The following is an 18,921-nucleotide window of genomic DNA, read 5'->3' as shown; positions in this document are numbered from 1 at the left end:
GCCTTTTCAGCGACATCTATTCTTCAGCTTTGCATTATTGCAATTCTTTCTTTGTAATTACTTTATTCCATAACTCCTTACCATCCTTATCAAACAGGGATAATTTTAATTGTCTGTTATCTTTATCTCCTGAAAAGGAAATAGTACCAAAATTATGCTGCATAAATAAACTGCCCGCAACACGGTATTTATTTTCTTCTTTTTCTGCTGAATTTGATGCTCCGGAAGTTAGCGGTGAAACTGTCCAGTCATATAACGAATAAGAGGACGGTCTTGGCAGCATGGATAATTCCGAGAAATGACGGTCTCCGCTTATGAACAAAACACCTCTGACTTTGTTTTTCTCAATTTCACTTAACAAATATTCCTTCTCCTCAGGATAGGTTTCATAGTTTTCATACTTGGCAGCAGAATTAAGCACCTGTCCTCCAATTACAATTATTTTAAAAGAAGCTTTAGAAGCTGACAGAGCATCTATCAGCCATTCCAATTGTTCTTTTCCTAATAATGTCCTTTGTCCGGTAACTCTGTCATTAGGAGATTTAAAAAAACGATCATCCAATAAGAAAAATTGGGCATCACCCCAATTAAAAGTTGAAAACGTACCTTGCGATTGTGCCGCATCCAATCCGTATGATTTATTAGCCCAAAAATCCTTGAATGCTTTTTGAGTAACATTTTTGAAATAATAACTTCTATCAGCATCATTTGGTCCAAAATCATGATCGTCCCAAATAGCAAAATTTTGAGCTCTAGCTAATAAAGGCTGTATTTCTTTTATACTTCTTGTATGTGTATATCTGTGGTATACTCCCGTTTTACTATCCCAATCCGCTTCTCTCAGATAAATATTATCTCCTCCCCACAGCATTATATCCGGATTTTTACCGGCAATGCTTGTAAAGATTTCGTATTCGCTGCCATAAGGCTTTCCTGGCCTGTCCACTTCAGGCTGGTTAACATAAGTACAACTGCCTAATGCCACTGTAAAATCAGGAGCGTTTTCTCTCCATTGCCAAAGTTTTTTAGAAGAGAATGTGGTTTCGTAAGGTAAATTGACTTTTTTATTGTTGATATAAACAACGTAATTGTACTTTTTACCCGGTGACAACCCATCTAAAACCAAATGTGCGGTATATCCGGAATCCTTATTGGTCAACACTTCATTTGAATACTGAATTTCTTTCACATTGTCAGCAGGTGAATACATGATTTTCACATTGGCCGCTGTTGTAGTCTGCACCCAAATTTTAGCTTCGGTCATTTCACAGTAACCCACCATAGGTCCCGACTGCAGTAAAGAATTTTGAGCGACTGTGTTTAGTACAAAACTCAAACAAAAAATTATAATTATCTTTTTCATCAATAAAATTATTTATACAGCAAAGTAACGCATAATAGTTTTTTTAAAGATTAATAGATTGTTAGATTTTTCAGATTATTGCACAAATAACAATTGCTTCTGTTTTATTTTTTCCAAGAACCTTACCGAATGTAAATAAATACTTACATTCGTATTATAACTATAATGAAAAAGTCGTAAAGAAAATATTTCCATTATTACTTTCTCAATGACAGTTCTCTCTTGAGCAATTATGAAATAATCTATAAGCTGTTTTCATTTTTAGATAAAATCAACAAAAAAACAAATGAATAAAAATATCGCTTTCTCCTATTTATTCCTTTTTTTATGTTTTATTTCTTTAACCAATTTTTCAAATGAAAATTTAAAAAATACATCTGATGAAGTCAACATTATAAAGAATCTTACTTTGCAATGGAATGACTGCATTTCAAAACAAAACACAGAATTGCTGACCAATTTGTACGCCAGCCAGGTAACTCATTATGGGGTACCGCTTACTAAAGAGAAAATCATTTTGAGTAAAAAAGATTTTTTTAAAAAGCACAGTGACTTTAGCCAAAAAATAATTGGTCCAATAAAAACAATTAAGCTGTCAGATAAGAAGTATAAAAGTATATTCCAAAAACTGTCCGTATTCAATAACAAATCTGCGATTGTAGAAGCGTATCTCTGTTTTGACCAAATTGGCTCACTGTGGAAGATTACCTCAGAAAGTGATAATTCAACCGACAGAGTTATCACAAAAGCCATTGACAGGAAATCAAAAAAGTTCACTTCCTGTCTGGACGTTGTTCTTGAAATTCTGCGAACTTCCCCTGAATACATTAAAACTACCAAAGGGCTTTATGAAACAGTGGTTAAAAACGGAGGCACGTCGCATGGCATAACGGTGAATGGAAGTCCTAATCCTGAAAGAGATAAAGCATTGGGATATTCTAAAAACTTCGAATTAAGTCTTCATGAAACCTATCCGGACCGAATGCCTACACTTGAACATTATGTATTTGACACCACAAAGAGAAAATTATACCGCTATGATACTGCCAATGACAGCTTGATTCCCATTATTTTCAACAAAAACCTCATCAAGGATTATCTATCCTTATGCAAATAACAAACAACTGGAACTTTATATGAAATTATCTCATTTATCAATTATACTCTTGTCACTTTTAATACTCTTTTCCTGCGGAAAAGAGAAAACAAAGTTCATCACAAAAAACAAAACAAATGAAAAGGCATCAATATTGAATGCTTTTAAAGAATTCACCAGTTCAGACAAACAAACTAATCTGTATATACTTGTCAGCAAAGACAGCTCAGATTTTGTAAGGATTTCGGCTTTTGAGGCCAGCGAGCATAATAAGTATCTCCTTTCCGGAGAGAAGAGTTTTATTTTGGCTTCGAAATACAAAAAGGAAAATAATAATTTTAAACTGATTAAGCAGGACACATTACAATATGGTGAATATGTCTACATTGATGTAGACCCTGAAAGCTTTGAAGAAAAGAAAATTCGTCAGGATAATTATTTTTTATTCACATTTTCCGAGTCTTTTCAAGGGCAGGCCGTAATAGAAAAATCAATACATTTTCTTGCTTTAAACACTAATGATTTACGTTTAACCGAACTACCATACAATGGCACTTCCAGCATACGGTGCGAAGAATGTATTGACGGTGAATTTTCAGAATCAAAATCACTGAATTCAAATCCTGCCATTAAAAAAGAACTTTATAAAAAAGCCTCGAAACATAAATGGATTTACCACCCGACAGAAGAAGAGAAAAACCCCAAAAACTATAAAAACTACTCTAAATATTGGGAAAAGATAAATAATGCCGACAACAATTTGGCCAATGGCTACAGCCCTTTACCGGAAGAAATTTATAGCACTTACTACAAAGAAGACATTTTTAAATTCACAGGTGATTATGAAGAAATTATTGAAAATGACACCTATAAAATTGTTTCCTACTTCAGAGGCAATCTGTTAGGGTATGATAAAACCAAGAAACTCTATTTTCCCATTTACATCGAAAGCTGCATAACCGGATGCAACAAAAAAATCAGCTTTTTATCTGAACATACCATTGAAGTTGAGTTTAGTGAAGCATCAGCCGATGACAATGCAAAATCTGTTATTAATCTGACTGATATTATTTTTAAAAATTAAACAACTGCAATGAACAAAAACCGGATAATTTTTTTATCGTATCTGATTATATCTTTTTTGCTGTTTCTTATTTTCTTTTTGTTTATCAAGTCAAAAACAACAATTGCAGGTTACTGGTCTGAACGTGTCCTGTTTTGGATTTGGATTATTGGAACGGCTATTTTCTGTAGTACTTTCTGGAAATATTTTGCAACAAAAATATACGCAGGCATTTTGTTTTTAGGGATTGTTTTAAGCATACTCCCAATGGCTATTCCCTTTTTGGCCATTATTCTTTCTACAACCGGAAGCGGCTTGAGATTTAACAAAAAAATCAACGACAAGTACCGTGTCCAAATTACCAGCTATGGCGTAATGAGTACCCTTTTACTGGAAATTGACGAGAGACATGGATTACAGGAAAAAGAAATTTACAGTGAAAGAGACGGCATACGGATTAATGACAGTACCGGTTATGATTTATGGGAAATAGAGGACATTAGTTACAATGACGAGAATGACAGCTTGATTTTTTTGCAAATACATGTCGACAGCATTTCTGTGAAGCAGAGCTTTAAAAAACGGAAATGAGAGAATTTGTGGCTGAAGGCTCCTTCTATATTTTAATTTTATTATAAAAAGATGCTTAAAAAAACCCTTTATTTTATATTTCCAATTATCCTGACATATTTATTTACAATACTTCAGGGGCATTGGGCCATGTGGGACTACAGAACCGCAATGTCATCATCATGTCTGGATTGTGACTTATTTTCAGATCTGGTCATGTTTTCATTCTTTCCAAGTATAACCTTATCCCTTGTGTATTTATTTTTTATTTGGGTGCAACCAAGAAACGGTATTCGTATTGCCGTTAGTTTTTGGATACTGTTTCTCTGGTGGTTGCTAATAAACACCGATATTTTTGTCGACAGAGTGGCAGCATGGAGTACATTTACCAATGTCTGGCAGATAGGGTTAGGATTAACAATGTTTCCAGGTATAAGTTTAGGACTATTATACTGTATCCTGTATCGTTTTATATATGCCAAGTCACATAACTTATAAATTTTATATTTAAAAAAGCATATGAAATTAATTCTGTACTGTATTCTTTTCCCAATCATGACTTATGCGAACATGGCTAATCCATGGATTGAAAGTTCTTCACATTCGGTATTGTACGGAACAAAAAATTGTGATGTGATAAAGGAAAATATTTTTGTTACGTTACATTATGGGGAATTTGACAAAGAAATTTATCCTACTTTCAAAATAAAATACATTATCGAGTCCGGCGTTAATCAAACCACTCCTTTACTATTCATCGGCATCGGCTTAAGTGAAAACAAATCGGTTTCTGTAAATCATGAGCCGGTAAAAATTTTGCCATACAACGATTCACAAATAAGGTATATAAAAAATGAAGTTCTAAATATTGACAAAGAGCACCTCATTTATTTTATAGCAAAACTAAAAAAAGGAATAAACATAATTGAAGTTTTTTATGATGCCTCCCTTGGGTATTCCAACAAAGAATTTAAAAGAGAATATGAATTGCAATATTCTTTATATCCTTCAAAATTCTGGCGTTCATTTGGACCAATTACTTTACAGATACCTCTAAAAAATGAATTTCGTTTTATAAATTCAAATATTGGTTTACCAAAAATTTCCAACGGAATTGCCGAGTGGAAAATAACCAACTTAAGTATTGACACGATACAATTAGTGATTTCTAAAAAATATGGTATTCTCTCTGAATTTTTATTTTTTTTATCCCCAAGTGGAATTGCCTTTTTATTTTTAATTCTTGCTTTTTATTTCCATTTAAAATTAATGCGGGTAAAAAAAATCAAACAGACATTTTGGTATTCCTTTATTTTTTTCAGCATGATTTTATTGATTCCGATATTGTTTTTTATAATTTATTATAATTCTTTCCATTTAATCGGATATTATTCAGGTCAAAGCGGAATGAGAAACAGATCATCACTTTTAATAATATTTACCTTTCCTTTATTGTTACTATTTTATGCTGCAGTGATTTTATATTTAAACCAAAAAACAAATAGAAAATGAAAAATAGAATAAAATTCTTTTTAATTCTGATTGTTGCGTTTGTTGCATCATGTACAGTTAAAAAAAGTAACGATAAAGATTTTGAAGACAAGTTATTGGATATGATAATAGCTTCCTCAGAAGGAAAAGAAATAGAATTCCAATCACTTTATAATCTGCCTGTAACCGAAATAGCTTCTGATAACGAAGAGAAACTGCTCCTTGCTGAGAAACTGAAAGCGAAAGGTTTTGAAGTCACTGATTGGGGACGTGGCAATTATGATCCGCTTGGACCACGTATTGTCAGCCTGAATCTAAAAAAAGGCGATTGTGAATGTGAGGTTTCTAAAATATATTATAGTACGATTTCCGCTTCGAAGTATAAAATGACTGAAAAAATAAACTGTAAAACAATAACAAAGTAAAGCTATACAGTACTTTTACAATTTACTTTTACAATTTACTTTTCACATAGTCTTTTACCTTATCTATTTTACTGGTATTATTTTGTGAAAGATATTTTTTAAGTATTTTTTCGTAACTAATAAGTTGTTTGGAAGAAAGCACTTTATATTTTTTAAAAAGCCTTATTTTCCTTGCTATGTCTGTTTCAAAATAATCGTAAAAAGCATCGGTGTCATTTTTACCAAAAACATCATAATATTCACACATCCCGGATAAAAAATAGCTTATCTGACTATTTACTTCCTTATCTTTTTTCTAGGAAATTATTTCATATTCTTATTAATTTTCTTATTTATCCCCGAGAAATTATACGTCAGATATAATATGATGACAATAAACATAATTACCCAGATAAGTATCATTTTTATCCCGGAGACACCACTCATCATTAAAAGCAATTGAGATACAAGCCCAACTAATATACTAATTAAGAGCGCTATGCTTAAAATTAAAACGGCATTGACAATAAATTGATGAAAACCCATTCTTTTCAATAAAGCCATAAGGATAAACATTACAAAGGCTACTCCCATGGCACCAAATGTAAAAATAAGAATCAGCTGTTCCCTGTCTGAAGCCAGCCTCTCCAAAACACTTATATAACTAGAACTGAATTCCATCGTATTTTTTCTCTTCTTCGGTTATAAGTAAAAGCGGTTTCTCTCTGTATAGAAATATTTTAGCCAGTATAACATTCGGAAATTCATTGATCCCGATGTTGTACATATTGATACTTTCGTTAAAAAATTCTCTTCTATCCGAAATAGCATCTTCAATTTGTGAAACTCTTGACTGTAATGATAAGAAACTGCTGTTCACTTTTAAGTCGGGGTAGTTTTCAGAGACTGCAAATACGTTTTTAAAAACATTAGTTATTTCATTAGTCAGGTTGATTTTCGCATCGGCATTAGCTGCATTTAAAAAATCAGTACGAAGCTTTGTTAATTTTTCCAAAAGCGTTTGTTCATAACTCATTGATTCCTTAACTACTTTTATCAGATTCGGAATTTCATCGGCACGCTGTTTTAAAATAACATCAATATTGGCAAAAGCCTTATCGACATTGAATTTGAGCATCACCAGCCTGTTATAGATTGATACGATAGCCGAGACAATAACGATGGCCAGTACTGCAATAATGGCATAAGAAATAATTGTAGACATATTTTTTTATTTAATCAGTTGGTTCTTTATGTTTATCAGGATACATAAAATTCATAAAATCATCAAAACTATCAACACTTTGAAGCGGATTCTTGAATTCAGGTTTTCCTATATAAATTGTATTATTTTTTATTTTAACCGGTGTTATTAAGACGAGTGCAATCATAAAAACAAAAACAGCGGTATGTCTAAAAAGCGAATCTACAAGAGGCTTGTTTTCGTTATGTTTTTCTACAGCGGCGACCGGCATTATGGCAAAAACTTTCTTTATGCTTTCGTATTCAAAAACCGGCGTATTATTCTCCAAAGCCACTTTACCCACCAAAAGCATTTTGTCGTCAGGCTCAATCAGATATTGTGAAAAACGTTTCCCTCCCGAAGAATATTCATCATCTGTTGTAGTTTTTATAAATTCCAGCTGTTCCGGATTGACTTCTATTTTTCCGGTTTCATCTTCAATATAAAAACGGTTGATTTTGGTTTCATTAAAAATCGTTTGAAAACTTTCTTTACCGTCTTTGTCTCTTGAAATTTTTTCTATTTTGTAAGTAAAACCAATACATTCCCTGTCTCTGATTGGTGCCAGCAATGGTGCTTCTTTATATTTGATGTTTCCTCTTACCTCTGCAAGTCCCATGGCAACGGTATGGATTTTTGAGGTTGGCAGTACAGATTGCAGCTTAAGGAACCTGTTCCTGTTGCTTGGCAGAAAACGTTGAAGAATTATGAAGCCTAAAATGATGAAAAAAAAATAAAACCCGCTAAATACAAATAACAGAATCAGCAGTGCAGATCCTAAGTATTTGAGTATTTTATTTGAAGTGGTTTCTGGTTTGATGTTATATTGCCTGTAAAATCTTTCGTTCTTTTCCGCTTCCTTAAAACTGTCTTTAATCATTCCGTATATCATGCCTATAATACCTAAAGCAAAAACAGAAAGAAACATTGTTATAAAAACTAAAAAAACCGCATTTCTGTAAAGAAGTGCAGTTATCCCTATAACTGACGGATTAAAAACGAAAAAAAACCAACCTTTAATTTTAATTTCAAACAATCCTGAAAAAATTACCGTATGAAAAATGGCTATTCCCAAACTAAAAAGCATCAGAAAAATAATTAACGGAGTTTCAATATCTTGGTTTAAGATTGAGTTTAGAAATTGGTTCATGGAAAATTTAAATTAATAGTAAGTTATCTTTCTTTCAATGGAATTAATTAATATGTCATTTAAATATATTTTTTTTACAATCCAATTTTGGTGTGAATCATATTCATACTCAAAAGTATACTTTGAATCTTCATATATATCCTTTCTGTTCTCATTGATTAAAAAATAAAATGTATTTTTTTTTGTTTCAATTACATTTGAGTTTTCGTCATATCTATAAGTAATCCTAATATTTTCTTTATTATGAATCTTATAATTACTATCATCAAAATTACTAACGTCTGTTAAATTACTATTGTTGTCATATTTAAAATGATAGGTCTCAATTAAATCCTTTTCCAAAATATTGTTTTCATTTCTATAATAAAGGTTTTTAGCTGTAAGATTTCCTTTGTCATCATATTGATTTTTATAGATTTTTCTATCATCAATTTTAATTACATTATTAAACTCATCATATTCATATTTACTATCCATAATCAGATTGTTTTTATCTGATTCGTTAAAATGAATTTCTTTTACAAGATTGGCTTTTAAGTCATAATACTTAACCTTTGTCAAAAAATATTTTTCATACAAATCATGTTTTCTTTCTGTAGTGACATACCCATTTGAATTATACTTATAGTTAACCGTATCCCCTTCAGTTATTATTTTAACTAATTTATCATTCTTATCATAACTATAATCTATGTCTTTGTATGGAGTTGATTTTGACAAAATGAAGCCTGATTCATTGAAAGTGCATTTATTGTCAGCATCAGGATTATCTGAATCATCTATATTATTTTTTTCTTTAATTATTTTGCCATCTTCAAATGTTATAGTGTAGCAATTAACTAACAATGTTTTAACATTACCATTTAACTTTAGTTTTTGCAAATCATTTTTAACATCCAGATTAGTACAGGAAAGTAAAAACACGGAAAATAAAACAATTCCTTTTTTCATAATTAAATTTTAAAAACCAACCTTTAATTTTAATTTCAAACAATCCTGAAACAATGACTGTATGAAAAATGGCAATTCCTAAGCTAAAAAACATTAGGAAAATAATTAATAGAGTGTCAATATCTTGGTTTAAGATCGAGTTTAGAAATTCGTTCATTTATATTTTAATCTCAACTAATTCTTTATTTAAATTACTTCAAACTTATCACTCCCTTGAGGCAAATAAAACGAAATATCTAGCATTAGTTCTTCCTTAGTTTTTTCATTAACCAATGTTAATCCTGATTCCCCATTTAACTTTTTAAGCATTGCTACTTTTCCAAAACCATAAATATGAAATATTGATTTTTTATCGACAGGAAGTGTTTTAAATCCGTTTTTAAAATCTTCAATTAGTTCTTCAATTCTTGAATCTGATTCTGATTTGCTTAAATACATAGAGGACGTCATATTATACTCTCTAGCTGTTATCTTTTTTTGAAAACCAGTGTAATCCCCTTTGTTAATTAGATTAATGATTTCAGTATATGCCAAATGCAGTTTTTCTTTATGATTATCGTCATTTTTAATAACTGTTCCATTTTGCCAAGCTTCCAATTTGTATGGCACTTTAGCATTGAATTTTTTGCCAGACGCTATTACTGGCAACTTTTTATCCTCTACTGGTTCCGATTTATATTCAGCAAATTGTTCTTTAAAAACAAAATCATTAGAAACATCAAATAACTTTATATCGTATTTTAGTTCGGCTTTTTCGTGTATTGAAGTTTCTCCTAATAAAGGAAGAATTTTATGTGAAATTGTTTGTTCTCCACTCTCCAGAATAGCATAATTAATAGGCAAATTTGTAGAAACTTGCCCTTCCACATTCATTGAAATTACCGGATAGTCATTAATTAGTATTTCAAACATACATGCTGAAGCACTAAAATCGATCATATAATAAGGCTGTTGTGTCATTTAAACTTTATGAAGAAAATGTTTTTATTAATAGCTCTTTCGTTGTTAGTTCAGTATAACCTTGTGCATCAGATTTAATGTTGTTATCAATCACAAAAATGATGATACTTTCATTTTGACTATACTTTTTCCCTTTATTAGATTCAACAAAATTTAAATCAAACGTTTGAGAAACTATTATACTTCTGTTGACTGATTTTAAGTCCCAGGAATATGCTGAATTACCCACAAGCCATCCTTCTTTGTTTTTATTTGGCAATTGCTTCAAAACTTTGGGATTTCCATATTGACTTTGTAAATAATCTAGGGCTTTTTTGCAATTTTCTTTACCTTCAATTGAAATTTTTACACCAACAATTTTTCGTTCTTTTACATTATTAAGAAACGTTCCCACTGAATTCATTGCAATTTGATCTTCAGCGTTTTCAGGAATATTTACAGTTCCAAATTTGAAACCTTTTGTTTCATATGTATAAGCTAAAGGCAATTTAGCAGCAATGTCATATTGCTCCGTCATTATTTTTTTGTCTTTAAAAAGATCTTTATAATTTTCAGCATAACTCAAATTATTTAAATCTTTCTCTTGTGTAGTACAGGAATTAGAAAATAGCATAATAATTAAAAAAAAAATCCAATTTGTCTTCATGATCATATGAAATTATTAACTTTTTATTATAGGAATATCGGCGCTAATGCCAAATAATTCTTCAAGACTTTTAACTACATCAAATTTAGGCACAATTTCATTAAAAGTACCTTGTTTTATTATTCCTTCATCACTAGATTCAGTCTTGGCTCCAAGTACTTTCTTCTTTGAAGATAGTCCTACTTTACCTTTTATAACATATTCGGCATTTAAACCATCAAAACCTAATTCAGGTCTATACATTAAACCTTTTGAATCATATTTTACTCCATGTCCAAAAGTGATTGAAGCAGAGCCTTTACCACTCATTTCAAAATAAGCTTCAGCTTTCACAACAATAAGATTTGCTTCGCCTTTTATCCAAACCCCAGCTTTCAGTTCTACTTTTAAAGTACATTTTGATTCTAGTTTAGCTTGTGAATCCGTTGAATCGCTCTCTGTATTAAATGAAAAACCTAAAGCAGTTTTTATAACACTAGAAATTATTAAATCGATATAGACATCTGAAGAAACTTTAGCACCAAAATCATCATCACCTACTCCAACACCATCATTCATTTTGCCTTTAATCAGTCCATAAAGTCTAACAGCACCAGGTGCTGCTGTTCCTCCGCTAACTGCTCCTGCAACTAATCCAACAGCTGTACAAAGCAAATCTATGGTTATTTCAAGGCCTATTAATGGATCAGCATTAAAAGAAATATCTACTTTGGTTCCTACTTTTTCAATTGAAGAGTCCTTAATTTTAGCTCTTTCTAAAGACCATACACCATTAAGGTTTAAATTAGGAGGTTTAACTGCAAATGTCATAGGCATTCCTTTGAAACCTATATTTCTAATTTGACCTTTTGTTTTATTAGTAATTCCATCAGACATAGCTCCTAAAGAAGAAAAAAGATCATACATCTTTTTAAACTTTGTCTCATATTCGGCTTTAAATTCCTTGCTCCTATTATACTGACCAGAATCATTCATATCCCAGTCACCTTTAAGACTAAATCCAAAAGAAGCTTCTTTTTGTTTCCATCTTCTTTCTGCTCCTATTTTACCTGCTTTTTGTTGTAATTCTTTTATTTTATTTGAAGGCTGATTTTGCCATTTTACGCTCAAATCATTTGTAAGATTCAAAAAGAATTTCAAGTCCCATTTAATGTCTGGATACGCTTTAATTAAAACGGTAGCATTTTTTTCATTAGAAAAATATCTACATGAGTTTATATAAACATTATACAATAGACCAGCATCTAAACTCTTACCTGCTGTCCAATTAAGTAAATTGTATTTTGGCCAAATATATTGTGCTGGGGCTATATTTCCCCAAGCTAATGATGAATGAACAGGTATATCAATTTTACCTGAAGAACTCTTTTTCCCTTCTTTTTCTTTATACTCTGCAGATAATACTTTTATTTGTTTTGTATGTTTTTTTTGAGAAATACACGCCTTTGTTTCATATTCTATTGCTTCAAATGCTAGTTTCTTATCAGAACTTGGAGCTACAACCTCATAAACAATTGTTTGCGCATCATGCCCTGTGAAAACAAACGAGATATCTACGCGTCTAGCTTCGACGTAATTTTTTTCATCTTTATGAGCAATATTATCTCCTTTTCCTCTCTCATCTGTCTCATGACCAATTTTTTTACCATCACTCAACTGAATTTCACCTCGACCATTGCATCGTATACGTTTTGAATCAAGGCCACCATTGATAAGATGATTTTTAACGGCTTCACTCCTTTTTAATGAAAGGTCTTTATTATACTGTGATTTACCTATAATACAGGCATAACCATCAATAGTTATAATAGAATAAGGATTAGACAATAAAAAATTCAACACATTATCTAATGCCTCAACACTTTTAGAAGTTAATACATGCTGATCAAAATCAAAGAAAATTGTTCTTGTTACTAATTCTTGCGGAGATTTATTACCTTTTAAAGCCTGACCTTCTTTAAAGACTTCTACTTTAGTGCTTTCTGTTTTACCATCCTTCTTTTGCGTTTCAGTTATGCTAATCGCTGAAAATTTACAAAGTTCATCCCTTTTTTTATTTGCCGGATTTTCTCCTACTTTAACTGGTGTATTGTTTGTTGGCTTTTTAGGAACCTGAGGCACACTTTGATTTTTTATTCTTAAAAAACGTCCATGAATGATATCGTTTTTATCATCTTTTATATAGTTACCAAAAGCATCTTTAATTTTGATATAAAATTTTTCAGTCTCCTGAATATCAGCAATATCTGCTTTCCATAAAGAAGTGTTATTAATTTCAAGATTAATTTCACCATCAATTACCAATACATTAGCAATTGTTCTAATATGCTTGTCTTCCTTTCTTCCAGTTAACCGACTTCCTTCAATTAATCTAAATATTTCAACTGTTAGTATATTACCATTTAATCCTTCTGTATTAACTCCTAGATATAATTTTTCACCATAACTAAACAATCGGCTTCTTTCATCTTTTCCGTCATTACTTGTACACCATTTACTATTTACAATCTTAGGTGTACAATAGCCACGTACATACAACCCGGTTTCATTTTTTAAATCTCTTTTACCTGACAAACTTGCCTCTATATAATAAGTAAAAGGACCACAAAGCTTTTTTTCTACTCTAAAACCATACAGTTTATTAGAGGGAATAGTCATTTGGTTCAAAATGGTCTTTTCCTGACGATCTTGTCTAATCCAAGTAAGATTCTTTTCTTTTTCCGCTTTTGTCGTTTCTGGATACCATTCATTAACTGAAAACCAAGCAAATTTATCAGGCTCAATTGTTAAAAGCTTGTTTGGCATCGATAGCTTAGAATAAGCACCCGCACCTCCTGGTTCAGAACTATTCCATTTTATTTTTTTTACTCCTTTTGACATAATCACAGCTTTTATTTAGAAGTATCTTCACTCCCTTGATGATTGGGTTTTCTTTCTGTCATTTTTGAATTACTTACCATAGGATTCAACTGTTTTTGCACCGCTGGATTTGCATTTTTAAAATTTTGCGCACCCGCAGAGGCCATTTGACCGTGTTTGATAATTTCTATGCAGGGGGAACCGGCTACAGCACAAACGGCTTTACTGTCTTCCAACAGCGGATTTCCGCCATTGCTCATGACAACATCTTTATAAAAACCTTTCCATTCAGTCACATTAGGCTTGCAGGGCGGTGGCGGATTTCCCATTTTAGGACAGTTCCCAAAGGTATTTTTCTCAAAAGTAGCAGCTCCGATTTCTTTCGTGGTAGCAATTAATTTTTTGCTGGCATCCTTGTCGTTAGCATATTCTTTTTTATGTGAAAGTACTTTTAACTTATCCGGAGCACTTCCAAACTGGCATTTGCATAAAGCATCTTGTACCACTAAATGTTTTTCACTCATGAGCAGGCCTTTTAATCAATTAAAAAATGATTTTGTTTTTGCAATTCTTTCTTTTCTCCTATGAATATTTTAGAATCGGTTTCTTGAATATTCAAATTATATTTCGGATTGAGGTTTGCGATTGAAATTTTGACACGTTCCGCAATTTCAAGCTCAACCGAAGCTTCTGCATAAGCAGCTTCTATGGAACGATCATTAGGATTCAGGAAATATTTTCCTCTGTAAGTTCCTTCAGCCAGTACATAAGTTGAATCCGGATTAGCGTAAAAGGGAAAATCAAACTTTGATTCCAAGTCTTCTTTAGAGCGTTCGTCGTTTATTACTCCGTTTTGATTCAGTACTATAAAATTTGATTCATCATAAAACTCTTCAATTTCAGTTTTTACTGTATAATTTATATCGCTGACATCGTTCAAGACCGGAAACTGAATATCACTGGTTTTTGATTTGTTTTCAGGATATTCACAGTAGATTCTGTTAAAGTATGTTCTTATAAAATAATCGCCTAACAATGAAAATTCTATTGATTCTTTTTCATTCAAAACCTCTTCATTGAGTTCTATATATTTTTCCACCCATTCCCCTTCGTATTCATCGTATATTTTTTCCTTGACATTTCCCCATCTTTCACTGATTTGTTCATAATTGGCAATTCCTGAAAAACTTCCGTATTCATCAATCAAAATTTGAAGCGGATAAAGTACCTGAGCCACTTTCACTGCCAATACATCAGCTATTGAATCGGCCTCTTCATCATTTATAAAAACTTTTGAGATTCGGTTCAATTCAAAAATTTTATTCTTTTCCTCATGACGGATATACCGAAGATTGATTTCGTATTTAATTGTCTGTGAATCATTGCCATTTTCCAGAACAATAAGTACTCCGTAATTTTTATTAACTGATGCAGGAAAAAAATCCAGTTTTTCTTTAACACCTAACCTTACCGGTTTAGGTGAATTCAGTTGATCTTCTTCTTTTATCAATTCTGAAGAAGGGACAATCAATTCTGTCAAATGTTTTGGAAAATCTATTCCGATTAAATCTTCAATATTACAATAGGTGTTATGAAATGATTTTAGATCATATTCATTTATATTGAATTTTACAGCAACACTTTTTAGGGTGTCGCCTTTTTGGATTTTATATTTTTTGGATTGAAGATTCATGTGAAAGATTAATAAACAACTCTTTTTCTATCTGATGTTGGATCCATTCCTATTCCTTCTCTCTTAGCTGACCAATGAAGATATCCGTTTCTCAACGCTCTTAAATCTTGCTGCTCATTCAGCTCTTTTTGATAATTTGGTGAGGATTTATTGCTTTCATATTTCTTATGAATATCTTTAAACCATTTAAAACTATAATAAGCACCGTCCCCCATTACATAAGGCTCTAATCTATTTTTCACTCTCACCAATAAAGGGTCATTTGAAATCGAATATTTCATATTCTCAATCTTATTGGTATTAATTGGTAATTCTTTAAGAACTCCGTATTTGGCCATAAAATGCAGAGGAACATAACTGTATGTTTTTTTCAGATCTCTTTTTCCTTCTAAAGCAAAATAGAAATTTCCACCTGTATATTTCAACTGATCTTCCTTGTACCAGCCTTGATCTATAAGTTGTTTACGGAAAGGTTCTAAATCGTTTCTATTAGTCCAGTCAGTCTCTAATTCTTCTATGGTTTCAATTCCACTCTCATATCCGCCTCCAATATCTGAATGGACACCAGGGAATTTTTTTTCTATACCTGTATTCACATTAGTCAATGCAAAATTTTCCCTATGTTCATCTTCTGCAATAAAATGAATAATCGATTTTGCTCTTTGAATTGAATCTAAACTTAGATCTTCAATATCATTTTTAAAACTGCCTCCATAAGAAGAAACAGTATCAAATATCCCTAAAAATCTTACAACAACATTAGTAACTTCTATACCGGCTTCTTTTAGTTTCAATCCTAAATGACCTCTTTTAGGCAGTTCCTGCAAAGTTGTAGAATATCCATCACTATCAACCCAAACCGGTTCAGCAAAATCATTTTTTGAATGATTAACCGGAGTAGGTTTGTATTTTGCTTTATTTATTTCGTAAACAAAATTTCTAGCTGCGGCAGCACCACGACTAAATCCGAAAACATCTAAAGTAAGAGTATTAATCGTTTTTGACTTCTTATTTTTTGCGACTTCTTTAGCAGCTGTTACTACTTTTTCACATCCTTTTCTTACTTTACCTCTTACTCCTGTTGTCCCGGTACCAAATGCATAGCCTTGTGTTGTATCTGATTTATTATCTTCGGTTCCAATACCTTCAATGTATATACTTTTGGCTTTATCATAATTATCCCAAAGCCTTGCTACATTACTCCAATCATTATAATAACTGGTGTCTTCGTCTTTATCTTTGCCTTCATTTTGAAAAACAGCCGAATTTTTCTTTCTTTCATCGGTATTGTTCTTATTGTTCAATGTTCCGTCAAAGAATACACCTAATGTAATATCTATAAGTTCTTCTTTTTTTTGTTCCTCTTTAGGACTGTATGGATTGAATTGAATATTAGCCATATTATTTCTCAATTTTATCTGACAATCGTATATGCACGTTTTTGATTTCTAACTTTTCATTAGCGTTTTGAAGAAAAACATTCAGCTTGGAATTGTTATCGTATGTTTGGATCACAAGATCTATTTTTCCCTTTTTACCCAGCTTATTAAAAGCTGATAAAATTTCCTTTTCATCAAACGGGTCAAGCCAGGCTCCATACTCATTTCCAGCTTTATCAAACCAATAAAACCCACAAAATTCAGGTATAGCCCTCTCTTTATAATCATTAGATTTTAATGTTTCCCCAAATAGGTTTTCCTGTTCTCCGTTGTAACAATTAAACCCAAAATCTTCCCACTTACCTCCTTCCGGAGTTATAACTACCGGCTTCCAATTATACTTCTCCCTATAGATATCATATATATTCATGGGAGGCTCACCAGCTAATATCTTTTTTTTAATTTCAGGCTTTATAATCATTGTATCATTCAATACAAATTCTTTCATGTCTGTATTAAAAATATACTTTGCATCCTCGTAAGCTGTATTTTTTGTGATTATTGTATCATGAGCCTGAAAAGAACCAACTTCTTTTTGATTTCCAGCACCGGATATCCACAAAACGACTCTACCTTTGGGAGCCAATCCTACAATAAAAGTATTATACGTTTCCTTTTTATTGCTATTTTGGTCCAGGTATCCTTTTTCAAAATACTCTGAAATTTTTTCTTTATCAAGTTTCCATTTTCCTGTGTAAAATTTGCGTTCCATTATAGAATACCATGTAAACTCTAATGCATGGGGGATTTCCATTGTTTCTGTTGAAACACTCATGGTACCTCCGGTATTTCCCCAACCGGTATTTTGTGTTCCCCAAATAGTACTAAAAGTATATTGAAAATCGTTAGCAATTATTGCTCCTTCATAAACCTCTGCGGGATATTCTTCAGGAGCTGATACAGTTCCTAACCATTCATATTTTTTTTCTTCCATATTTTGTTTACAACTTAATAATGTTAAACCCATTATAAAAAACTGGAAATAGGATAATACAATCTTTAATTTTGTCATAATGTCTCCTTTTAAACTAACAACACCTGATAATCATCTATTTTATACCTTTTCCATTTTAACAGATTATTTAAACACGATAAAAAAGTATAAAATATGGACAACCAATAAAATGAAACCAATGATTAAAATGTACTTATTCTCATTACTAATTATTCCTTTTTTATACTTCAAAAAAGCTGAATTTATTCCAATCATAATCCCGTATAAAATGATATAGGGAATAATCAAAAAGAAATAATACAACAGACTCAAATCGTAGTAACCGCCTCCAATACCTGAAGAGCTGCCACTGGGAATCCAAAAATATAATCCTGCGGCAATAAATGGTACTATCAGAAAAAATAGCTTAATAATCAAATACTTTTTTGAATTATCAGCTTTTATTCCCATCAGAAACAATTTTTTTATTTGATGCCAAGACCAAATTGCCTTTCATTGCTTCAACATTAAGCTTGGATGCTATTTTTTCCAGCTTTTTTCCAACTTGCAGATTGTAATCATTTTTAACGTTTACAATCATATTTTTACTTTGTTTCAGTATTGCCATGTTAGAACATTTTGGATTTTTCGGCACTATTAAATTCAACCGTTTTTCCACTTTGCATGGTCATGTTTTCCTTCTCACTGAAGATAGAAACTTCACCTGCAATTTCATCAGAAACAGTTGCTTGTCTTTTGAAATTATTTTCGATTAACTCTGTTCTGTTATCTGAAGTTTCTTTAATATCACCTGTTGCTGTCTGAACAATATCAGTACCCGCAACCGATGTAATATTTTCATTAGCCGAATTCGAAATATTTTCACCGGCACTTACCGAAATGTTTTTTCCGGCATTTATAACAACATCATCTCCTGCAGTCAGTGTAAAATTTTTAGGTGCATTCACACTGATATTTCCCTGTCCGTCCATCAACCATGTATTGCCACTTGGGTCTTCTATGAAGATACTTCCCCGGGCATCATTGAAGATCATCTTG

The 18,921-nt window shown here is 31.8% G+C and carries 21 protein-coding genes; 6 read left to right on the top strand and 15 right to left on the bottom strand.

From position 1 onward, the window contains the following. Positions 1-34: 34 nt before the first annotated feature. On the bottom strand, positions 35-1,363 hold the full coding sequence (locus EZM65_RS14455) for an alkaline phosphatase (RefSeq protein ID WP_136669269.1): 1,329 nt from the start codon (positions 1,361-1,363) through the stop codon (positions 35-37). A 286-nt stretch (positions 1,364-1,649) separates the two neighbouring features. On the opposite strand from EZM65_RS14455, the gene EZM65_RS14450 reads away from it, so the two are divergent. Genes EZM65_RS14450 through EZM65_RS14425 form a run of 6 tightly spaced genes read left to right on the top strand, consistent with a single transcriptional unit; the run spans position 1,650 to position 6,008 of the window. Next, on the top strand, positions 1,650-2,480 hold the full coding sequence (locus EZM65_RS14450) for a hypothetical protein (RefSeq protein WP_136669268.1): 831 nt from the start codon (positions 1,650-1,652) through the stop codon (positions 2,478-2,480). 19 nt (positions 2,481-2,499) lie between these two features. Then, a complete protein-coding gene (locus tag EZM65_RS14445) occupies positions 2,500-3,543 on the top strand; it encodes a hypothetical protein (protein ID WP_136669267.1) in 1,044 nt (347 codons plus the stop codon). Between the two features lie 9 nt (positions 3,544-3,552). Then, positions 3,553-4,113 (top strand): hypothetical protein, encoded by a 561-nt coding sequence (locus EZM65_RS14440; protein WP_136669266.1) that lies wholly within the window; start codon positions 3,553-3,555, stop codon positions 4,111-4,113. A 51-nt stretch (positions 4,114-4,164) separates the two neighbouring features. After that, complete coding sequence (locus EZM65_RS14435; RefSeq protein ID WP_136669265.1) at positions 4,165-4,590, top strand: hypothetical protein; 426 nt, start codon at positions 4,165-4,167, stop codon at positions 4,588-4,590. A gap of 21 nt (positions 4,591-4,611) precedes the next feature. Further along, a complete protein-coding gene (locus EZM65_RS14430) occupies positions 4,612-5,604 on the top strand; it encodes a hypothetical protein (RefSeq protein ID WP_136669264.1) in 993 nt (330 codons plus the stop codon). Then, positions 5,601-6,008, top strand: a complete 408-nt coding sequence (locus tag EZM65_RS14425) for a hypothetical protein (RefSeq protein WP_136669263.1) — start codon at positions 5,601-5,603, stop codon at positions 6,006-6,008. Before EZM65_RS14430 ends, EZM65_RS14425 begins: the two co-directional genes overlap by 4 nt. Before the next feature lie 303 nt (positions 6,009-6,311). Here EZM65_RS14425 and EZM65_RS14420 read toward each other — a convergent pair whose 3' ends face one another. The 14 genes from EZM65_RS14420 to EZM65_RS14360 all read right to left on the bottom strand — a co-directional run. Further along, positions 6,312-6,668 carry a hypothetical protein gene (locus tag EZM65_RS14420; RefSeq protein ID WP_136669262.1) on the bottom strand — a complete coding sequence of 119 codons (357 nt, stop codon included), beginning with the start codon at positions 6,666-6,668 and terminating at the stop codon, positions 6,312-6,314. Next, on the bottom strand, positions 6,652-7,212 hold the full coding sequence (locus EZM65_RS14415) for a LemA family protein (protein ID WP_136669261.1): 561 nt from the start codon (positions 7,210-7,212) through the stop codon (positions 6,652-6,654). Before EZM65_RS14415 ends, EZM65_RS14420 begins: the two co-directional genes overlap by 17 nt. A 10-nt stretch (positions 7,213-7,222) precedes the next feature. Then, positions 7,223-8,380: a hypothetical protein gene (locus EZM65_RS14410; RefSeq protein WP_136669260.1), complete on the bottom strand. Its 1,158-nt coding sequence runs from the start codon at positions 8,378-8,380 to the stop codon at positions 7,223-7,225. A 12-nt stretch (positions 8,381-8,392) separates the two neighbouring features. Continuing rightward, positions 8,393-9,331, bottom strand: coding sequence for a hypothetical protein (locus EZM65_RS14405; protein WP_136669259.1), 939 nt, complete (start codon positions 9,329-9,331; stop codon positions 8,393-8,395). Between the two features lie 186 nt (positions 9,332-9,517). Further along, on the bottom strand, positions 9,518-10,291 hold the full coding sequence (locus EZM65_RS14400) for a hypothetical protein (RefSeq protein WP_136669258.1): 774 nt from the start codon (positions 10,289-10,291) through the stop codon (positions 9,518-9,520). A gap of 7 nt (positions 10,292-10,298) precedes the next feature. After that, complete coding sequence (locus EZM65_RS14395) at positions 10,299-10,937, bottom strand: hypothetical protein (RefSeq protein ID WP_136669257.1); 639 nt, start codon at positions 10,935-10,937, stop codon at positions 10,299-10,301. Positions 10,938-10,952: 15 nt separating this feature from the next. Further along, positions 10,953-13,817: an OmpA family protein gene (locus EZM65_RS14390; RefSeq protein WP_136669256.1), complete on the bottom strand. Its 2,865-nt coding sequence runs from the start codon at positions 13,815-13,817 to the stop codon at positions 10,953-10,955. Positions 13,818-13,828: 11 nt separating this feature from the next. After that, positions 13,829-14,320, bottom strand: a complete 492-nt coding sequence (locus tag EZM65_RS14385) for a DUF4280 domain-containing protein (protein WP_136669255.1) — start codon at positions 14,318-14,320, stop codon at positions 13,829-13,831. An 11-nt stretch (positions 14,321-14,331) separates the two neighbouring features. Next, positions 14,332-15,489, bottom strand: coding sequence for a LysM peptidoglycan-binding domain-containing protein (locus EZM65_RS14380; protein WP_136669254.1), 1,158 nt, complete (start codon positions 15,487-15,489; stop codon positions 14,332-14,334). An 8-nt stretch (positions 15,490-15,497) separates the two neighbouring features. Continuing rightward, complete coding sequence (locus tag EZM65_RS14375; RefSeq protein WP_136669253.1) at positions 15,498-16,889, bottom strand: DUF2235 domain-containing protein; 1,392 nt, start codon at positions 16,887-16,889, stop codon at positions 15,498-15,500. A gap of 1 nt (position 16,890) precedes the next feature. Then, on the bottom strand, positions 16,891-17,862 hold the full coding sequence (locus EZM65_RS14370) for a DUF2931 family protein (RefSeq protein ID WP_248574882.1): 972 nt from the start codon (positions 17,860-17,862) through the stop codon (positions 16,891-16,893). A gap of 144 nt (positions 17,863-18,006) precedes the next feature. After that, positions 18,007-18,333 (bottom strand): hypothetical protein, encoded by a 327-nt coding sequence (locus EZM65_RS14365; RefSeq protein ID WP_136669251.1) that lies wholly within the window; start codon positions 18,331-18,333, stop codon positions 18,007-18,009. After that, positions 18,317-18,490: a hypothetical protein gene (locus EZM65_RS15555; RefSeq protein ID WP_169051717.1), complete on the bottom strand. Its 174-nt coding sequence runs from the start codon at positions 18,488-18,490 to the stop codon at positions 18,317-18,319. Before EZM65_RS15555 ends, EZM65_RS14365 begins: the two co-directional genes overlap by 17 nt. Position 18,491: 1 nt before the next feature. Then, positions 18,492-18,921: DUF2345 domain-containing protein (locus tag EZM65_RS14360; protein ID WP_136669250.1), on the bottom strand; the 430-nt coding region annotated here is incomplete at its 5' end.

It is taken from the genome of Flavobacterium sp. H122, from assembly GCF_004959765.1.
Classification (GTDB): Bacteria; Bacteroidota; Bacteroidia; order Flavobacteriales; family Flavobacteriaceae; genus Flavobacterium.
Note: the sequence above shows the minus strand (reverse complement) of the source record. Positions and strands in the feature narration are given on the sequence as shown.